Origin of the sequence: Streptomyces lincolnensis, from assembly GCF_021173675.1 — a bacterium.
GTDB lineage: Bacteria > Actinomycetota > Actinomycetes > Streptomycetales > Streptomycetaceae > Streptomyces > Streptomyces lincolnensis_B.
The window spans coordinates 434,873-453,171 of the sequence record NZ_JAIHON010000003.1; the positions used below are offsets into that span (position 1 = coordinate 434,873).

Annotated in this window: 15 protein-coding genes; 10 read left to right on the forward strand and 5 right to left on the reverse strand. The window is 71.4% G+C overall.

Annotated features, from left to right (window positions below; genetic code table 11):
- Positions 1-78 precede the first annotated feature (78 nt).
- The 5 genes from K4B79_RS09070 (at position 79) to pgm (ending at position 7,067) form a co-directional block, all read left to right on the forward strand.
- Complete coding sequence (locus K4B79_RS09070; RefSeq protein WP_232025799.1) at positions 79-1,347, forward strand: MFS transporter; 1,269 nt, start codon at positions 79-81, stop codon at positions 1,345-1,347.
- 191 nt (positions 1,348-1,538) lie between these two features.
- Positions 1,539-3,161, forward strand: a complete 1,623-nt coding sequence (locus K4B79_RS09075) for an alkaline phosphatase D family protein (RefSeq protein WP_232025800.1) — start codon at positions 1,539-1,541, stop codon at positions 3,159-3,161.
- Between the two features lie 134 nt (positions 3,162-3,295).
- A complete protein-coding gene (locus K4B79_RS09080; RefSeq protein ID WP_232025802.1) occupies positions 3,296-4,162 on the forward strand; it encodes a PP2C family protein-serine/threonine phosphatase in 867 nt (288 codons plus the stop codon).
- 50 nt (positions 4,163-4,212) lie between these two features.
- Positions 4,213-5,235, forward strand: coding sequence for an MASE1 domain-containing protein (locus tag K4B79_RS09085; protein WP_232025804.1), 1,023 nt, complete (start codon positions 4,213-4,215; stop codon positions 5,233-5,235).
- A gap of 191 nt (positions 5,236-5,426) precedes the next feature.
- Positions 5,427-7,067 carry a phosphoglucomutase (alpha-D-glucose-1,6-bisphosphate-dependent) gene (gene pgm / locus K4B79_RS09090; protein ID WP_232025806.1) on the forward strand — a complete coding sequence of 547 codons (1,641 nt, stop codon included), beginning with the start codon at positions 5,427-5,429 and terminating at the stop codon, positions 7,065-7,067.
- Between the two features lie 13 nt (positions 7,068-7,080).
- On the opposite strand, the gene K4B79_RS09095 is transcribed toward pgm, so the two are convergent.
- The 4 genes from K4B79_RS09095 to K4B79_RS09110 form a co-directional block, all read right to left on the reverse strand.
- On the reverse strand, positions 7,081-7,548 hold the full coding sequence (locus K4B79_RS09095) for a hypothetical protein (RefSeq protein WP_232025808.1): 468 nt from the start codon (positions 7,546-7,548) through the stop codon (positions 7,081-7,083).
- Positions 7,549-7,911: 363 nt separating this feature from the next.
- The gene (locus K4B79_RS09100) at positions 7,912-8,304 is read right to left on the reverse strand and encodes an ArsR/SmtB family transcription factor (protein ID WP_232025810.1); all 393 of its coding nucleotides are present in this window, start codon (positions 8,302-8,304) and stop codon (positions 7,912-7,914) included.
- Positions 8,301-8,747, reverse strand: coding sequence for an SRPBCC domain-containing protein (locus K4B79_RS09105; RefSeq protein ID WP_232025812.1), 447 nt, complete (start codon positions 8,745-8,747; stop codon positions 8,301-8,303). Before K4B79_RS09105 ends, K4B79_RS09100 begins: the two co-directional genes overlap by 4 nt.
- Positions 8,748-8,853: 106 nt before the next feature.
- The gene (locus K4B79_RS09110; protein WP_232025813.1) at positions 8,854-11,169 is read right to left on the reverse strand and encodes an FdhF/YdeP family oxidoreductase; all 2,316 of its coding nucleotides are present in this window, start codon (positions 11,167-11,169) and stop codon (positions 8,854-8,856) included.
- A gap of 128 nt (positions 11,170-11,297) precedes the next feature.
- Between K4B79_RS09110 and K4B79_RS09115 the strand changes: the two genes are divergently transcribed.
- From K4B79_RS09115 to gap, 5 genes are all read left to right on the forward strand, one after another.
- Positions 11,298-12,212 (forward strand): LysR family transcriptional regulator, encoded by a 915-nt coding sequence (locus K4B79_RS09115; protein WP_232025815.1) that lies wholly within the window; start codon positions 11,298-11,300, stop codon positions 12,210-12,212.
- Between the two features lie 146 nt (positions 12,213-12,358).
- The gene (locus K4B79_RS09120; protein WP_232025817.1) at positions 12,359-14,779 is read left to right on the forward strand and encodes a glycoside hydrolase family 95 protein; all 2,421 of its coding nucleotides are present in this window, start codon (positions 12,359-12,361) and stop codon (positions 14,777-14,779) included.
- 10 nt (positions 14,780-14,789) lie between these two features.
- On the forward strand, positions 14,790-15,224 hold the full coding sequence (locus K4B79_RS09125; protein ID WP_232025819.1) for an OsmC family protein: 435 nt from the start codon (positions 14,790-14,792) through the stop codon (positions 15,222-15,224).
- A gap of 108 nt (positions 15,225-15,332) precedes the next feature.
- Complete coding sequence (locus K4B79_RS09130; protein WP_232025821.1) at positions 15,333-16,289, forward strand: GlxA family transcriptional regulator; 957 nt, start codon at positions 15,333-15,335, stop codon at positions 16,287-16,289.
- Positions 16,290-16,398: 109 nt separating this feature from the next.
- Positions 16,399-17,397, forward strand: a complete 999-nt coding sequence (gene gap / locus K4B79_RS09135; protein WP_232025823.1) for a type I glyceraldehyde-3-phosphate dehydrogenase — start codon at positions 16,399-16,401, stop codon at positions 17,395-17,397.
- A gap of 48 nt (positions 17,398-17,445) precedes the next feature.
- Here the strand turns inward: gap and K4B79_RS09140 are convergent, their stop codons facing one another.
- Positions 17,446-18,270 (reverse strand): SAM-dependent methyltransferase, encoded by an 825-nt coding sequence (locus K4B79_RS09140; protein ID WP_232025825.1) that lies wholly within the window; start codon positions 18,268-18,270, stop codon positions 17,446-17,448.
- Positions 18,271-18,299 lie beyond the last annotated feature (29 nt).

Sequence of the window (18,299 nt, forward strand, 5' to 3'; positions counted from 1 at the left end):
GGCCGGCGCTTTGCCGCTTCTGCGTTGTTCGCCCCCGCGTCCCGAACCTAGCCTCGCCTGCGGATCTAGGAGGCGGGCATGCTGCAGTACGTCCGAGAACAGGCAACGGGGCTCACCAAGGACCAGCGGAACGCCTTCGTCGCGGCCTATCTGGGCTGGGCGATGGACGCCTTCGACTACTTCCTCGTCGTCCTCGTCTACAGCGAGATCGCCGACGACTTCCACGTCTCCCTCACCGACATGGCGTTCCTGACCACCGCCACCTTGGTGATGCGTCCTGTCGGCGCCCTGATCTTCGGCATGTGGGCGGACCGCGTCGGCCGCCGCCTGCCGCTCATGATCGACGTCGTCTTCTACTCGGTGATCGGGTTCGCCTGCGCCTTCGCGCCCAACTACACCGTGCTGCTCGTGCTGCGACTGCTGTACGGCATCGGGATGGGCGGCGAGTGGGGCCTGGGCGCGGCGCTGGCCATGGAGAAGATCCCGACCGCCCGCCGCGGCTTCTGGTCCGGTCTGCTCCAGAGCGGCTACTCGCTGGGCTATCTGCTCGCCGCGGTGGCGTTCTTCGTCATCGAGCCCGTCTTCGGCTGGCGCGGACTGTTCGCCTTCAGCCTGGTGCCGGCCCTGGTCGCCCTGTGGGTGCGCAGCCGGGTTGAGGAGAGCGAGGTGTGGGAGAAGAGCGTCCAGCTCAACCGCACCCCCGCCCACCAGGTGTTCAGGAACCCGGCCGTGCTGCGGCGCTTCGTGTACCTGGTGGCGCTGATGACCGCCTTCAACTGGATGTCGCACGGCACCCAGGACATCTACCCCACCTTCGTGAAGAAGGGGCTGGACCTCTCCGCGAACACCTCGATCGCGATCGCCGTGGTCTACAACATCGGCGCCATCATCGGCGGCGTGGTGCTCGGCGCCTACTCCGAGCGGCTGGGCCGACGCCGGACGATCATGATCGCGGCGGCCGCGGGCCTGGTCGTGGTGCCCTTCTTCGTGCTCTCCACCACGGTCGGATGGCTGATGCTCTCCTCCTTCCTGATGCAGGTGTGCGTCCAGGGCGCCTGGGGCGTCATCCCGGCGCATCTGACCGAGATGAGCCCCGACTCCATCCGCGGCTTCTACCCGGGCGTCACCTACCAGCTGGGCAATCTGATCGCCGCCCTCAACCTGCCGATCCAGGAGGCCCTCGCCGACCACCACGGATATCCGACGGCCATGGCGTCGACGGTGGTGCCCACCCTGGTCGTGGTGATCCTGCTCAGCGCCCTCGGCACCGAGGCCAAGGGCATCCGCTTCGGCGCGACGGGCACGCGGGTGCCGAGTCCCGCCGGGGCGGACGGTGCGCAGACCTGAGACGGCCCCGGGGCGGCTGCTGTCGCGGGACCGTGCCGTCGAGGGCGCGCTGTCGCTCGTACGGTCCAAAGAGTCGTGTGATGGTCGGGTTTTCGATCTTCTTCTCCTTACGATCCGCAGGTCCGCCGCATTCCGGTTCGGGTCCGTGGAACCGGCGTGCCCGTGCACCGCCGACCGTGAACCAGGACCGCATGAGCTCAGCAGACCGCCGACTGCGGGCCGCGGCCCGTCACTTCGGCCGCCGACGCTTCCTCTCCCTGACCGCCGCGGCCGCCGCGCTGGCCTTCGCCACGAACGTCCCGGCCGCAGGCGCGGCGGGCGTCCGCAGGATGGACCCGTCGAAGATCCCCGTCGATCCGTTCACCCTGGGCGTCGCCTCCGGGGACCCGCTGCCGGACTCCGTGGTGCTGTGGACCCGGCTGGCGCCCGCACCGTACGAACCGGGCGGCGGCATGGCCGGGCTGGCCGCCGTGGTCCTGTGGGAGGTGGCCCTGGACGAGCGGTTCGCCGCCGTGGTCCGCACCGGCGCCGCCGTCGCCCACCCCGAGTACAACCACACCGTGCACATCGAGGTCGGCGGCCTGGACCCGGACCACCGGTACTTCTACCGCTTCAGGGCCGGAACGTGGATCAGCGAGACCGGCCGCACCCGTACCGCCCCCGCCCGCACCTCGGCCGCCAACCGCCTGACCTTCGCCGCCGTGTCCTGCCAGGCCTTCCACGACGGCTACTTCACCGCCCACCGGCACCTCGCCGAGGACGACGTGGACCTCGTCCTCCATGTCGGTGACTACCTCTACGAATACCCCGTGAACTCCGCCGGCGGCGCCCGCGGCTACCCCACCGGCACCCTGCCCTCCGTCTTCAACCGGGAGACCGTCACGCTGGAGGACTACCGGCTTCGCTACGCCCTGTACAAGAGCGACCCGGACCTGCGGGCGGTGCACGCGGCCCACCCGTTCGTCGTCACCTGGGACGACCACGAGACCGAGAACAACTACGCGGGCGCGGTCGACGAGCACGGCGGCCCGCCCGAGGCGTTCCTGCTGCGCCGGGCCGCCGCCTACCGCGCCTACTGGGAGAACCAGCCGCTGCGCACCGCCCAGCTGCCGGTCGGCTCCGACCTGCGGCTCTACCGGCGCCTGCACTGGGGCACCCTCGCCCAGTTCGACGTGCTCGACACCCGCCAGTACCGCTCCGACCAGGCCTACGGCGACACCAGGCACGTGCCCGGACCGGAGTCGGACGACCCGGCGCGCACCATGACCGGGCAGGCGCAGGAGGACTGGCTGATCGACGGCTGGCGCACCTCGGACGCGGTGTGGAACGTCATGCCCCAGCAGGTCTGCTTCTCCCAGCGCAGACTGGACCTCAACGCCGCGTCACTGATGTCCATGGACGCCTGGGACGGCTATCGCGCCTCCCGCGACCGGATTCTCGCCGGGGCGAAGGCGACCGGCATCGAGAACCTGATGGTCCTCACGGGTGACGTCCATGTGGGGTACGCCTTCGACATCAAGGACGTCTTCGACGACCCGGCGTCCAGGACCCTGGGGACGGAGATCGTCGCCACCTCGATCGCGAGCGGCAAGGACGGCGCCGAGAAGCCCGGCACCTGGGACACCTACATGAAGGCCAACCCGCACCTGAGGTTCTACGACGGGCGGCGCGGCTACGTCCGGGTCGCCCTGGGGCAGCGGGAGGCCCGGGCCGACTTCAGGACCGTCTCGGCGGTGACGACCCCGGGGGCGCCGATCGCGACGCCGGGGTCCTTCGTCGTCGAGGCGGGGAACCCGGGCCTGGAACCCGTGTGAGGCCGATGTGACACCGGTGTGAGAAGTGTCCCGTCGGGCGGGGATTCCGGGCCGCGGCGTGGGATCGCTATCATCCGATAGGAACTATTTGGGGTTAATGCCCTGAATCGGCAGAAATCCCCTCGGAGCGATCCATGTCCCGCAAGCGCCCCCCGCACGACGGCGACGAGCTGCTGGCCAGGCTCGGATCGCTGACGTCCCGGGCGCGCGAGCACGCGGAGCTCCAGCGCTCCCGGGTCGAGCTGGCCATCGCCCTCCAGCGCGGCATGCTGCCCGCCGAGATGCCCACCGAGCCCGGTTTCCATCTGGCGGTCCGCTACGCACCGGCCTGCCACGGCCTCAACGTCGGCGGGGACTGGTACGACGCCTTCCGCATGCCCGACGGCCGGATAGGACTGTCCATCGGGGACGTGCAGGGCCACAACATCGAGGCCGCCGCCTTCATGGGGCAGGTGCGGGTCGGTCTGCGCGCCCTGGCCTCCGTGACGAGCGAGCCCGGCGAGCTCCTCGCCCGCACCAACGACCTCCTGCTCTCCCTCGGCACCGACCTCTTCGCCACCTGCACCTTCATGCGCCTCGACCCGGCCACCGGCGTCCTGGAGAGCGCCCGGGCCGGACACGTCCCCTGCGTCTGGGCCACGGCGGACGGCAAGTCCGGTGTCGCCGACGACGAGGCCGGCCCGCCCCTCGGCGTCCAGGCCGGCATGACCTACCCCGTGACCCGGTACCGCCTCACCACCGGCGGTGTGTTCGTCCTGCTCACGGACGGGGTGGTCGAGGGCCCGTCCATGGAGGTCGACCAGGGACTGGACCAGGTCGTACGACTGGCGGGGGTCGCCGCCGTGGCGGGCATGGACGCGAGCGCGCTCGCCGCCGCCGTGATCCGGGGCGCGGACCGGGTGGGGCACGAGGACGACGCGGCCGTGCTGGTCGTGGGGTACGACGGAGCGGCGGAGGCCCCCCACGTGAGGGTGGCGGGCGCGGCCGAAGTTCAGCCGTAGGGCGTCACGCCGCCGCTCTCACCTCGCCGGAACGGCGGGGCCGGTGTCTGATGGCTGGTGTGGTGGGTAACGAGGAGCTGCGCCGGACGGGCGTCTTCGTTCTCCGGACACTGGGCGTCGCCGCCTGCTACTACGCCGCCGGGCGGCTCGGGCTGTTGCGGAACCTGGTCGTCGAGGGCGCGGTGTTCACCCCCATCTGGCCGCCGACCGGGGTCGCGGTGGCCTGTCTGCTGGTGTTCGGACTCAGTGCGTGGCCGGGCATCGCCCTCGGTGTCCTGCTCGTCATCATGCATCTCACCTCGCTGTCGCCCGAGGTGCTCGGCAATCTGGCGGGCAACACCGCCGCCCCCGTCTGCGCCTACCTCATGCTGCGCCGGGTGGGCTTCCGCACCGACCTCAGCCGGCTGCGGGACGGCCTGGCACTGGTGTTCCTCGGCGCCCTGACAGGCATGCTGATCAGCGCCACGGTGGGTGTCGGCATGCTCGTCGTCACGGGCCACCTCACCACGGGAGGCTTCTGGTCCGTCTGGCTGGCCTGGTGGGTCGGCGACGCGATGGGCGTCCTGATCGTCACGCCGCTTCTGCTGTTGCTGCACGCGACACGATGGCCCCCGAACCTGTCCCGCTGGCCGGAGGCGACCGGACTCGCCGTCTTCACCTGCGCCGTCGTCCCCCTGGTCACACACAGCACGGTCAGCGTGCTGTTCCTGGTCTACCCCCTGCTGATCTGGGCGGCCTTGCGCTTCCAGCTCGTCGGCAGCATGCTCTGCGCCCTGTTCACCTCCGTCATGGCCACCGTCGCCGCCACGGACGGGGCCGGCCCCTTCCACGGGCTGACCCACATCGAGGTGATGATCAAACTCCAGGCCTTCAACGGCACCATGGCCCTCACCGCCCTGCTCCTGTCGGCGGTGATCACCGAGCAGCGCAACACCCGGCGCTCGGTGGAGCGGGCCTGCCAGGAGCTGGTGGAGGTGCTGGAACACCTCACCGCGGGCGACGCGCCACGGGGCCAGCCAACGAGGGAGCCCGACCGGCCGCGACCGGACCAGCCGGACCAGGCGCAGTGGTGAACGCCATGTCGGTGAACGCCATGCCGGTGATCGGCCGGCGTGGCGCTCGGTCGGCGCGCCCCGCCGAGCGGGGGTGACTTCGGCGGGCGGGGTCGCCGGACACCGGTCCGGGGGCCCACTCGCGCAGCGCGGCCCTGACAAGGAAAGATGAGGGCGTCAACGTAGGACAAGTCATGTGTGGGAGCGGGCAGATGCAACACGAGCGAGCGGGCAGGCCGGCCGGTCCTGAGGATCTCGTCGACGTCGCCCGGCTGGTCACGGCGTACTACGCGGCGCAGCCCGACCCGGCCGAGCCGGGCCAGCGCGTCGCGTTCGGGACCTCCGGACACCGCGGATCGTCCCTGGCGACCTCGTTCAACGAGGCACACATCGCCGCCACCAGCCAGGCCATCTGCGAGTACCGCGCGAGCCAGGGCACCGACGGCCCCCTCTTCCTGGGCGCCGACACCCACGCCCTGTCGGAACCGGCCAGGGTCACGGCCCTGGAGGTCTTCGCGGCCAACGACGTCTCGGTCCTCATCGACAGCGCCGACGGCTACACGCCCACCCCGGCCGTCTCGCACGCCATCCTCACCCACAACCGCGGACGGACCTCGGGCCTCGCGGACGGCGTCGTGGTCACGCCCTCCCACAACCCGCCCACCGACGGCGGGTTCAAGTACAACCCGCCCAACGGCGGCCCGGCGGCCTCGCAGGCGACCTCCTGGATCCAGGACCGGGCCAACGAGATCATCGCCGGCGGCCTGAAGGACGTACGGCGCATCCCGCACGCGCGGGCCCTCGCCGCGGCGACCACCGGCCGCTACGACTTCCTCGGCACCTACGTCGCCGACCTGCCGAGCGTGCTGGACCTGGACGCGATCCGTACGGCGGGCGTCCGGATCGGCGCCGATCCGCTCGGCGGGGCGTCGGTCGCCTACTGGGGCCGGATCGCCGAGGCGCACGGGCTCGACCTGACCGTGGTCAACCCGCACACCGACCCCACCTGGCGGTTCATGACGCTGGACTGGGACGGCAAGATCCGCATGGACTGCTCGTCCCCCTACGCCATGGCCTCGCTCATCGAGCAGCGCGACCGGTACCAGATCTCCACCGGCAACGACGCCGACGCCGACCGGCACGGCATCGTCACCCCGGACGCGGGGCTGATGAACCCCAACCACTACCTGGCCGTGGCCATCTCCTACCTCTACTCCCGCCGCGAGGGCTGGCCCGCCGACGCGGGCATCGGCAAGACCCTGGTGTCGTCCGGGATGATCGACCGGGTCGCCGCCGACCTGGGCCGCCGGCTCGTCGAGGTCCCCGTCGGATTCAAGTGGTTCGTGGACGGCCTCGTCGACGGGACGATCGGGTTCGGCGGCGAGGAGTCGGCCGGCGCGTCCTTCCTGCGTCGCGACGGCTCGGTGTGGACCACCGACAAGGACGGCATCATCCTCGCGCTGCTCGCCGCCGAGATCACGGCCGTCACCGGGAAGACGCCGTCCCAGCACTACGCCGGCCTGACCGACCGCTTCGGCGAGCCCGCCTACGCCCGCATCGACGCGCCCGCCTCCCGCGAGGAGAAGGCCCTGCTGGGCCGGCTCTCCCCGGCCCAGGTCGGCGCCAAGTCCTTCGCCGGTGAGGATGTCACCGCCGTCCTCACCGAGGCCCCGGGCAACGGCGCGGCCATCGGCGGCATCAAGGTCACCACCGCCAACGCCTGGTTCGCGGCCCGCCCCTCGGGCACCGAGGACGTCTACAAGATCTACGCCGAGTCCTTCCTCGGCCCCGACCACCTCACCCAGGTCCAGGAGGAGGCCAGGGCAGTGGTCCAGGCGGCGCTGGGCGAGTGAACCCCACGCTGCCTCAAGCGACACGCAGGTCGAGCAGTTGTCGCGTGTGCTCGGGCACATGGTTGCCGGCGAGGCCGTCGATGAGGGTCGCCAGCGGAAGCGGCTGGTCCACCGCGACGGCGTCGTTCGACAGCAGGAGTGTCGGTACGAGGACCGCGGCGGCCTGATCGTCGAGCTGATCGGCGATGTCGCACAGGACGCCGGCCTGGCGTCGCACATGGTCGATCAGCTCCGCCCGGTCCGCGTGCCGGGCGATGATGCGGTCGAGATTCCAGACGTCCAGGGAGACCCGGTTGTCGAGGGTGGGCCGCCCGCCGGCGACGACCCCCAGGGCGACCGCCGCGACCGCCGCGTCGAGGCTGAGGAGATGGGCCAGCACGTGGTCGGCGTCCCAGCCTCCGTCGGCCGCCTTGCCCAGGCCGGGCGCGGCTGCGGCGTCGAACAATCCGTCGTAGGCGCTGCGCAGTGCGGTGGTGTCCATGGGGTGTGTTCCTTCACTCGCGGGGAGGGCGGCCGGTGGGGGAGCGGAGTCTCCGGGCTCTGGTCGAGAGGGGTGGCATCGGATCCTGGTCGGGGAGCGGGGAGCGGGGAGCGGGGAGCGGGGAGCGGGGAGCGGGGAGCGGGGCGCGGGGCGCGAGAGGGCGTGGAGCCGGGCGCCCGGTCGGGTGGCGCGGCGCCTGGATCCTGCGGCAAGGGCGAGGTGATGGGGCTCTGTTCAGGAGGCGCGGGGGCTCGACCCCTGGGCAGGGGCGCGGAGCCGAACCCCCGGTGAGGTGTGGAGCCTGGGGCCTGGACGGCGCAGGGGCTCCGGTCGCGGGTGCCGTGGGCGGCGCCGGGCCCCGGTTCAGGAGGTGTGGGCGTCCGGGCCCGGTTCGGGGGGCGTGGAGTCCGCGTCCCGCTCCGCCGCCTCGGCGACGCGTTTGATGGTCGCCAGGCGGCGGTCCCAGTCGGCCGCCAGTGAGGCCATCCAGCGTGCCGTCGCGTCCAGGGCGGCGGGGCGGACCGCGTACCGCACCTCGCGTCCGACCCGGCCACCGGTGACCAGCCCGGCCGCGTCCAGGACGGCGAGGTGTTTGACCACCGCCTGCCGTGAGACGGGGAGTTGCTCGGCGAGCGTGGTAGCGGTGGCCTCGCCCCGGGCGGCGAGCAGATCCAGCAGCTGCCGCCGTGTCGGGTCGGCCAGCGCGCCGAGGACGCTGTCGACGACGTCGGCGGTGCCGGGGCGTTCCTCCGTCACGTGGAGGGCTGCTCGGCGCGCGACTTGAGCGCGTCGAGTTCCAGGGGCCAGCCCTGGGAGTGGTCCTTGTGGTTCTGGCTGCGCAGTTCCTCGGACCCGGCCAGCGCCGTGAACCCGCTCTCCACGACCCGGAGCCGGGTGTGGTCGCCTTCTTCGCTCAACGTGAACTCCACCAGGGTGCTGTTGTTCTCACGCAGCTCCTCCCCGGGGAACGCGCTGGTCCAGCGGTACGCCAGATACGTCGGCGGCCGCACCTTCTCCACCCGCACGGGGAAGTCGCCGTGCTCGGGGTTCTTCGCCACCATCGTCTCGCCCTCCCTTGCCACCGTGCCCGGCAGGCTCGCCTTGTCGGCCACCCAGAACCCGGGCTGGGCCACCAGCGACCAGACCCGCTCCAGGGGTGCCGCGATCAGGGTCTCGCGCTCGATTCGGTCCTCGCTCATGAGGGGCTCCTTCATCGACGTCATTGATGCAACTCCAGGGTTGCACGTCCACCACCCAAGGCGCAACCCTGGAGTTGCACCTTGGGTGGTGGTGACGACCTGCGCGCTACACCGAAGCCCGCTCCAGTCGGACGATCACGCTCTTAGACGTCGGCGTGTTACTGATGTCCGCCACGCTGTCGAGCGGGACCAGGACGTTGGTCTCCGGGTAGTAGGCGGCGGCGGAGCCCGGGGGAGTGGGGTAGGCGACGACGCGGAAGCCGTCGGCGCGGCGTTCCGAGCCGTCGGTCCAGATGCTGATGAGGTCGACGAGGGTGCCGTCGGGCAGGTCGAGGTCGGCGAGGTCGGAGGCGTTGACGAGGACGACGCGCCGGCTGCCCTTGATGCCCCGGTAGCGGTCGTCCATGGCGTAGGGGACGGTGTTCCACTGGTCGTGGGAGCGCAGGGTCTGGAGGACGAGGTGGCCCTCGGGCGCGTCCAGGGCCGTGAAGGCGTTGGCGGTGAAGAGGGCCTTGCCGCTGGGCGTGCGGAACACCCGCTCGTTGACGGGGTTGGGGAGGCGGAAGCCGCCCGGGCGCCGTACCCGCTCGTTGAAGTCCTCGAAACCGGGGACGACATGGGCGATACGGTCGCGGACCAGGTCGTAGTCGGCCTCGAAGTCCGCCCAGGGGATGTCCGGTTCGGCACCCAGGACCCGGCGGGCGAGGCGGGTGATGATGGAGACCTCGCTCAGCAGGTGCGGGGAGGCTGGGGCGAGGCGGCCGCGGGTGGCGTGGACCTCGCTCATGGAGTCCTCGACCGTCATGAACTGCTCCCCGCCCGCCTGGACGTCACGGTCGCTGCGGCCGAGCGTGGGCAGGATCAGCGCCGTCCGTCCGCACACCGCGTGGGACCGGTTGAGCTTGGTCGAGATGTGCGCGGTGAGGCGGCAGTTTCGCATGGCGCGTTCGGTGACGTCGCTGTCCGGAGTGGCCCGGACGAAGTTGCCCGCCACGCCGAGGAAGAGCTTGGCGCGGCCGTCGAGCATGGCCCGGATGGAGTCGACGGAGTCAAGGCCGTGCGCCGTCGGGGCGGTGAAACGGAACTCGGCGCCCAGCCGGTCGAGGAAGGGCTGCGGCATGCGCTCCCAGATGCCCATCGTGCGGTCGCCCTGTACGTTGCTGTGTCCGCGGACCGGGCACACCCCGGCGCCCGGACGGCCGATGTTCCCGCGCAGCAGGAGGAAGTTGACGACCTCCCTGATGGTGGGCACGCCGTGTTTGTGCTGGGTGAGGCCCATGGCCCAGCACACGATGACGCTGCGGCTGTTCAGGACGCGTTCGTGGACCCGCTCGATCTCGTCGCGGCTCAGGCCGGTGGCCGCCAGCACCGCGTCCCAGGACGTCGTGGCGCGGATGTGCTCGGCGAAGGCGTCGTAGCCCGTGGTGTGCGCCTCGATGAACTCCCGGTCCAGGACGGTGCCCGGTTCCTTGTCCTCGGCCTCCAGCAGCATCAGGTTGAGCGCCTGGAACAGGGCCAGATCGCCGCCCGGCCGGATCTGCAGGAACTGGTCGGCGATGTCCGTGCCGCGGCCGATGATCCCGCGCGCCTTCTGCGGGTGCTTGAAGCGCAGCAGCCCCGCCTCGGGCAGCGGGTTGACGGCGACGACGCTGCCGCCGCGACGCTTGGTCTCCTCCAGCGCGGTCAGCATGCGCGGGTGGTTGGTGCCGGGGTTCTGCCCGACGACGAAGACCAGGTCGGCGTTGTACAGATCGTCCAGGCCGACACTGCCCTTGCCGATGCCCAGGGTCTCGTTCAGGGCCGAACCGCTGGACTCGTGGCACATGTTGGAGCAGTCCGGCAGGTTGTTGGTGCCGAAGGCCCGCGCGAACAGCTGGAGCAGGAACGCCGGCTCGTTGGCCAGCCGCCCGGAGGTGTAGAACAGCGCCTCGTCCGGGTGGGCCAGGGCGCGGAGCTCGTCGGCGAGCAGGTCCAGTGCCTCGTCCCAGCCGATGGGCTCGTAGTGCGTGGCGCCCTCGCGGAGCACCATCGGCTCGGTCAGCCGGCCCTGCTGGTTGAGCCAGTGATCCGACTTGCGGCTCAGTTCGTCGACCGAGTGCTGACGGAAGAAGTCGGCGCTCACCCTGCGGGAGGTGGCCTCGTCGCTGATGTGCTTGGCGCCGTTCTCGCAGTACTCGTTGCGGTGCCGCTGCCCCGGCGCGGGTTCCGGCCAGGCGCAGCCCGGGCAGTCGAAGCCCTTCGCCTGGTTGATGTTCAGCAGCGTCAGCGCGGTGCGCTTCGGCGAGGTCTGGCCCAGCGCGTACTTCAGGGCGTGGGCGACCGCCGGAGCGCCGGTGGCCCATGTCCGGGGAGCCGTCACCGACAGCTCGCCCTCATCCGGTTCGTCGCCGTCCCGCACCGCGCACCACGCCCTCTCCGTCATTCGCCTCCCCACTCTTCGCCAGGCCATCGGCCCAGGTCAAAGCGGTAGTTGTTATCGCGTGATAGGCCGCACCGATCAGATCGGGCGGTCGCCGGGACGGTACGCGTGGCGCGGTGGATCATTGAGGCGTGCTGCTCCGCCAACTCGAGTACCTCGTCGCCCTCGCCCGCGCCCGCCACTTCGCGAAGGCGGCGCAGGCCTGCTACGTCTCCCAGCCGGCCCTGTCCGAGGGAATCCGCAAACTGGAGGAGGAACTCGGCATCCCCCTGGTCCAGCGCGGGCGCAGGTTCGACGGGCTGACCCCCGAGGGCGAGCGGGTCGTGGTCTGGGCGCAGCGCATCCTCGCCGACCGCGACGCGATGCAGGGCGAGATCCAGGCCCTGCGGGCCGGGCTCACCGGGCGGCTGCGCATCGGGACCGTGCCCACCGCGGCCACCGCGGTCGCGCTGCTGACCCAGCCGTTCTGCGCCGCCAACCCGCTGGCCACGGTCCAGGTCTTCGCCGACCTCCAGGCCGAGGACATAGTGAACAGACTCCGGACGTACGAGCTCGACGCCGCCGTGACCTATCACAGCTCGGTCGCGGCCCACGACTTCACGTTCGTCCCGCTGTACCGGGAACGCTATGTCCTGCTGACGCAGCGGACCGCCCCCGACTCCGGTCCCGCCGACATCTCCTGGGAGGAGGCGGCCCAGTACCCCCTGTGCCTGCTGCACCCGATGATGCAGGGCCGCCAGGTCCTCGACGCCGTGTTCGAGGCGGTGGGCGTCACCGTGACCCCGCGCGTGGAGACCGACTCGATCGCCTCCCTGTTCGCCCAGGTCAGGGCCGGACAGTGGGCGAGCGTCGTGCCGCACGCCTGGCTGCACGTCTTCGGCGTCCCCGCGGGCATGCACGCCGTGCCCCTGGTCCGCCCCGTCCGCACGGAACGCATCGGCCTGGTGCTTCCGGCCCGCGCACCCGTGCCCGTGATCGGCCAGGCCCTCATCGACGTCGCCGGGCAGGCCGACATCGCGGCGGCGCTGGAGCGGCTGCCCGACTAGCGGTGCTTCAGTCATGGGTTCTTTTGTCGTGCAAGGCGTGGGAGAGCCTGCCGTACACCCCAGTGAAATCCGGGCATGGCATCGAAAAGAGTCGAATGTTGAGCGGCCTGTCGACAACAGACATCCTATGAGTCGAAGCTGTCCCCATGGATCGCAGACACTTCCTCGCATGGTCGACCACGGCCGGAGTCGGCGTGACACCTCTGATGACGACCGGTGGACCGGCCGCGGCCGCGGGCCCCGCCAGGACGGAGGACGCGGCCGGGCCCGACGCGCGGCCCGGTGATCTCACCCTCTGGTACCCCCGTCCGGCCTCCGCCTGGCTGGAGGCGCTGCCCATCGGCAACGGGCGGCTCGGAGCGATGGTCTTCGGCGGCACCGACCGCGAAGTGCTCCAGCTGAACGAGGACACGGTGTGGGCGGGCGGCCCCTACGAACCCGCCAATCCGAAGGGCCTCGCGAGTCTCCCCGAGATCCGCAGGCGGGTCTTCGCGGGGGAGTGGGCGGACGCGCAGTCGCTGATCGACTCGGACTTCCTCGGCATCCCCGTGGGCGAGTTGATGTACCAGACCGTAGGGGACCTGAGGCTGTCCTTCGCGGCCACGGGCGAGATCGGCGACTACCGGCGCACGCTCGACCTCGACTCCGCCGTCACCGCCGTCCACCACACCCGGAGCGGGGTGACTCATCGTCGGGAGTGCTTCGCCAGCCATCCCGACCAGGTAATTGTCATGCACCTGACGGCAGGCGAATCGGGTGCCGTCTCCTTCACCGCCGCCTTCGACAGTCCCCAGAGCGTGACCGCCTCGTCGCCCGACCGGATCACCGTCGCGATCGACGGAACCACCGAGACCCGCGAGGGCATCACCGGTCAAGTGCGCTTCCGGGCACTGGCCCGCGCCCGGGCCCACGGTGGGACGGTCAGCAGCGAGAACGGCACCCTCACGGTCACGGGAGCCGACTCCGTCACCCTGCTGGTCTCCGTCGGCACCAGCTACACCGACTACCGCAATCCCACCGGCGACCACACGGCCCGCGCCGCCGCTTTCCTCGACGCCGCCTCGGACACGCCGTACGCCCGGCTCCGCGAGCGGCATGTCGCCGACCACCGGCGCCTGTTCCGGCGGGTGGAACTCGACCTCGGCACGACCGGGGCCGCGGCGCTCCCCACCGACGAACGGGTGGCGAACTTCGCCTCCGCGGCCGACCCGCACCTGGTCGCCCTGCACTTCCAGTACGGGCGCTACCTGCTGATCGCCTCGTCACGGCCCGGCACCCAGCCCGCCACCCTCCAGGGCATCTGGAACGACTCGCTCAGCCCGCCCTGGGACTCCAAGTACACGATCAACATCAACACGGAGATGAACTACTGGCCGGCGACCGTCACCAACCTCCTGGAGTGCTGGGAACCGGTCTTCGACCTGCTCGCGGACCTGTCCGTGGCGGGGGCCACCACCGCGCGGGTGCAGTACGGCGCCGGGGGGTGGGTCACCCACCACAACACCGACGCCTGGCGTGGCACCGCCCCGGTGGACGGCGCGTTCTGGGGCATGTGGCAGACCGGCGGCGCCTGGCTGGCCACCGCGATCTGGGAGCACTACCTCTTCACAGGCGACACATCGGCACTGGCCCGGCGCTATCCGGTGCTGCGGGGCGCGGTGCGGTTCTTCCTCGACACCCTGGTCACCGATCCGGCGAGCGGACACCTCGTCACCTGCCCGGCCGTGTCACCGGAGAACGCCCATCACGAGGGGGTGTCCGTCTGCGCCGGCCCGACCATGGACAACCAGATCCTGCGGGACCTCTTCGACGGGTTCGTCAGCGCCTCGGAGCTCCTCGGCGAGGACGCGGACGCCGGGATGCGCTCCGCGACGCGGGCGGCGAGGGAGAAACTGCCGCCCATGAGGATCGGCGCCCGGGGCCAGTTGCAGGAGTGGCAGCAGGACTGGGACGCGGGCGCTCCCGAGCAGGGCCACCGGCACGTCTCGCATCTGTACGGCCTGCATCCCAGCAACCAGATCACCGCACGGGAGACACCGGAACTGTTCGCCGCGGCCCGCAGGACGCTGGAGCAGCGCGGGGACGCGGGAACCGGCTGGTCGCTCGCCTGGAAGATCAATTTCTGGGCGCGGCTGGCGGAGGGCGCCCGCTCCTACGAGCTCCTGTCCGACCTGCTCACCCCCGAGCGGACCGCGCCGAACCTCTTCGACCTGCATCCGCCGTTCCAGATCGACGGCAACTTCGGCGCCACGGCCGGTGTGTCGGAGTGGCTGCTCCAGTCCCACGCGGGCGAGCTGCACCTGCTGCCCGCGCTGCCTCCCGCACTGCCGTCCGGCCGGGTACGCGGTCTGCTGGCGCGCGGCGGCTTCGAGGTGGACCTGACGTGGCACGAGGGCGCCTTGCGGGCGGGCACGCTCCGCTCCCGCTCCGGCGGACGGGCGGTCGTACGGTCCGCGACACGGCTGAAGGTGAGCTGCGACGGCCGTCCGGTCCGGGTGCGCCGCCCCGAACCGGGGGTGATCGTGTTCGACACCGCGCGCGGGGCGACGTACCGCCTTCATCAGTAGGGTCGTCGGCATGACCGACACCTCCCTGCGCTCCGTCACCGTCGAGCGAACCGGCCCCGGACACTTCACCGCGACCAACGCCCGCGGCGGCACGATCAGCTTCGGCAGCGGCCCCGAAGGGGACGCGGACTTCACCCCCGTCGAGCTGCTGCTCGCCGCGCTCGGCGGGTGCACGGCCGTGGACGTCGACATCGCCACCAGCCGCCACGCCGAGCCGAGCGAATTCTCCGTGGCGGTCACCGGCCACAAGATCAACGACGAACTCGGCAACCGGATGACCGACCTCACGGTCACCTTCACCGTCGCCTTCCCGGACGGCGAGGGCGCCGAGCGCGCCCGCACGATCCTGCCCCGGGCGGTCCGGACGTCCCACGACCGGCTCTGCACCGTGAGCCGCACGGTCGAGACCGGTACGCCCGTCACCGCGACGGTCGAGGACGCCTGACCCCCGAGGGCGGTCCGGGCGGTGCGGCCGCCGGTGGCCCCCGGCGGCCGGCGTCGACTCGCCGACGGCGCTCGTACTCGCCCCGTCCGCCCTGCGTACCCTGTCCCCGTGTCACCCTCCCGCCTGCGCCGTGTCGCCGTTCTCGTGCTCGAAGGGGCCAAGCCACTGGACGTCGGCATCCCCGCGCAGGTGTTCAGCACCCGCGCGAGCATGCCGTACGAGGTACGGCTGTGCGGTGCCGCGCCGGGGCTGGTGACCGGGGGCGACGGGCTGTCGTACCACGTCGCCCATGGCCTCGACACGCTGGTGTGGGCCGACATCGTGTTCATCCCCGGCTACCGGTTCCCGGACCGTGACGACCCGCCGGCGGCGGTGGTCCGGGCGCTGATCGCCGCCCACGACCGGGGTGCGCGCCTGGCCGCCATCTCCACCGGGGCCTTCGCGCTCGCCGCCACGGGGCTGCTCGACGGCAGGCGGGCCACCACCCACTGGCACTACACACGGGCGCTCATGACGAGGCATCCGCTCGTCCAGGTGGACGAGAACGTCCTGTTCGTGGACGAGGGCACGGTGCTGACCTCGGCCGGTGCCGCCTCGGGCATCGACCTGTGCCTGCACATCCTGCGCGGCGACCTCGGCGTGGCCGCCTCCAACCACGCCGCCCGACGCCTGGTCGCCGCCCCCTACCGCAGCGGCGGCCAGGCCCAGTACGTGCCGCGCAGCGTGCCCGAACCGCTCGGTGAACGCTTCGGCGCCACCCGCGAATGGGCGCTGCGCCGGCTGGGGGAGCCGCTCACCCTCGACATACTCGCGCGGCAGGCGGGCGTCTCGGCGCGCACGTTCTCCCGGCGCTTCGTCGAGGAGACCGGCTACACCCCGATGCAGTGGGTCATGCGCGCCCGCATCGACACGGCCCGCGAACTGCTGGAGCGCTCGCAGCTCGGCATCGAGCAGATCGCCGCCGACGTCGGCCTCGGCACCGGCGCGAATCTGCGACTGCACTTCCAGCGCATCCTCGGCACGACGCCCAGCGAGTACCGGCGCACCTTCGCCCAGGGCGAGTAGCCCAGGGCGGATCCGCCTGGCGCGATCCTTTTGAACCATGGCGTTCGCGCCACTGTCGACGGCAAAGCCCGCGAGCGAGCCTGGTGGAGAACCCGAAGGGACAGGATTCATGACTCGCATCGCCATCAACGGATTCGGCCGCATCGGACGCAACGTGCTGCGCGCACTGCTCGAACGCGACAGCACCCTCGACGTCGTGGCCGTCAACGACCTCACGGAACCCGCCACCCTCGCGCGACTGCTCGCCTACGACAGCACCGCCGGACGGCTCGGCCGTCCCGTGACCGTCGACGGCGACACCCTCGTCGTCGACGGCCGCCGCATCACCGTGCTCGCCGAGCGCGAGCCGGCCCAGCTGCCATGGGCCGACCTCGGTGTCGACCTCGTCCTGGAGGCCACCGGCCGCTTCACCTCGGCCAAGGCCGCCCGCGCCCACCTCGACGCGGGCGCCAGGAAGGTGCTCGTCAGCGCACCCTCGGACGGCGCCGACGTCACCCTGGCGTACGGGGTCAACACCGACGCCTACGACCCGCAGGTGCACACGATCGTCTCGAACGCCTCCTGCACGACCAACGCGCTCGCCCCGCTGGCCGCGGTGCTCGACGAACTCGCCGGTATCGAGCACGGGTTCATGACGACGGTGCACGCCTACACCCAGGAGCAGAACCTCCAGGACGGACCGCACCGCGACCCCCGCCGGGCCCGGGCCGCCGGAGTGAACATCGTGCCGACCACGACCGGCGCCGCCAAGGCGATCGGCCTGGTGCTGCCCAACCTCGACGGCAGGCTGTCCGGCGACTCCATCCGTGTGCCGGTCCCGGTGGGCTCGATCGTCGAACTCAACACGACCGTCAGCCGTGACGTGACCCGCGAGGACGTCCTGACGGCCTACCGGGAGGCGGCCGAGGGACGGCTCGCCGGTGTCCTGGAGTACTCGGAGGACCCGCTCGTCTCCTCCGACATCACCGGCAACCCGGCCTCGTCGATCTTCGACTCGGCCCTCACCCGTGTCGACGGCCGCCATGTGAAGGTGGTCGCCTGGTACGACAACGAGTGGGGTTTCTCGAACCGGGTGATCGACACCCTCGAACTCCTCGCGGCCGGCTGAGCCGCGGAGGGGCTCCGGGCACGAACAGTGCCCGGAGCCCGTTTTTCGTCAGGGCTTGATGCCGACCCCGGTCCACAGGCTGACCTCGGCGTCCGTGGGCGCCTCGGCGAGGGCCGCGCCGTCGGCGGCGTCCGGGCGCCAGCGGTGCCCGACGGTGACACCCGGGTCGAGCAGGTCGAGCCCGTCGAAGAAGCGGGCCACGTCCTTCCGGGCGCGGAACTGCACCGGTGTCCCCGCGCCGGTGTAGATGTCGGTGACCTTCTGCCAGGTGGCCGGGTCGAAGTCGGGCGTGCAGTGGCTCAGGGCCAGCGCGCTGCCGGAGGGAAGCGCGGAGAGCAGACGGCCGACGATGCCGTACGGGTCCTGCGCGTCGGTGACGAAGTGCATGAGCGCGTTGAGCGACAGGGCCACCGGCCGGTCCAGGTCCAGGACCTCGGACAGTTCGGGGGCGTCGAGCAGCGCCGCGGGGTTGTTGACGTCCGCCTCGATGTAGGTGGTGCGGCCCTGCGGAGTGCTGCGCATGAGGCGCTCGGCGTACTTCAGGACGAGCGGGTCGTTGTCGGCGTACACCACACGCGCCTCGGGCACGACGCTCTGGGCGACCTGGTGCAGGTTCGGCTCGGTGGGGATGCCGGTGCCGATGTCGAGCCACTGGCGGATGCCGTGCTCCCGGGCGAGCACCCGGGTGGCGCGGTGCATGAAGGCCCGGTTCTCGCGGGCGCACACGAAGATGCCCGGATAGGCGGCAGCCACGGTCTCGGCGGCCTGCTTGTCGATGTCGAAGTGGTCCTTGCCGCCGAGGTAGTAGTCGTACATGCGGGCGGAGTGCGGCCTGCTGGTGTCGATGCCCCGTGCGGCGTGGGTGTTGCTCATCCTGTCCCCTTCGGTGGTGTGCGCGGTGT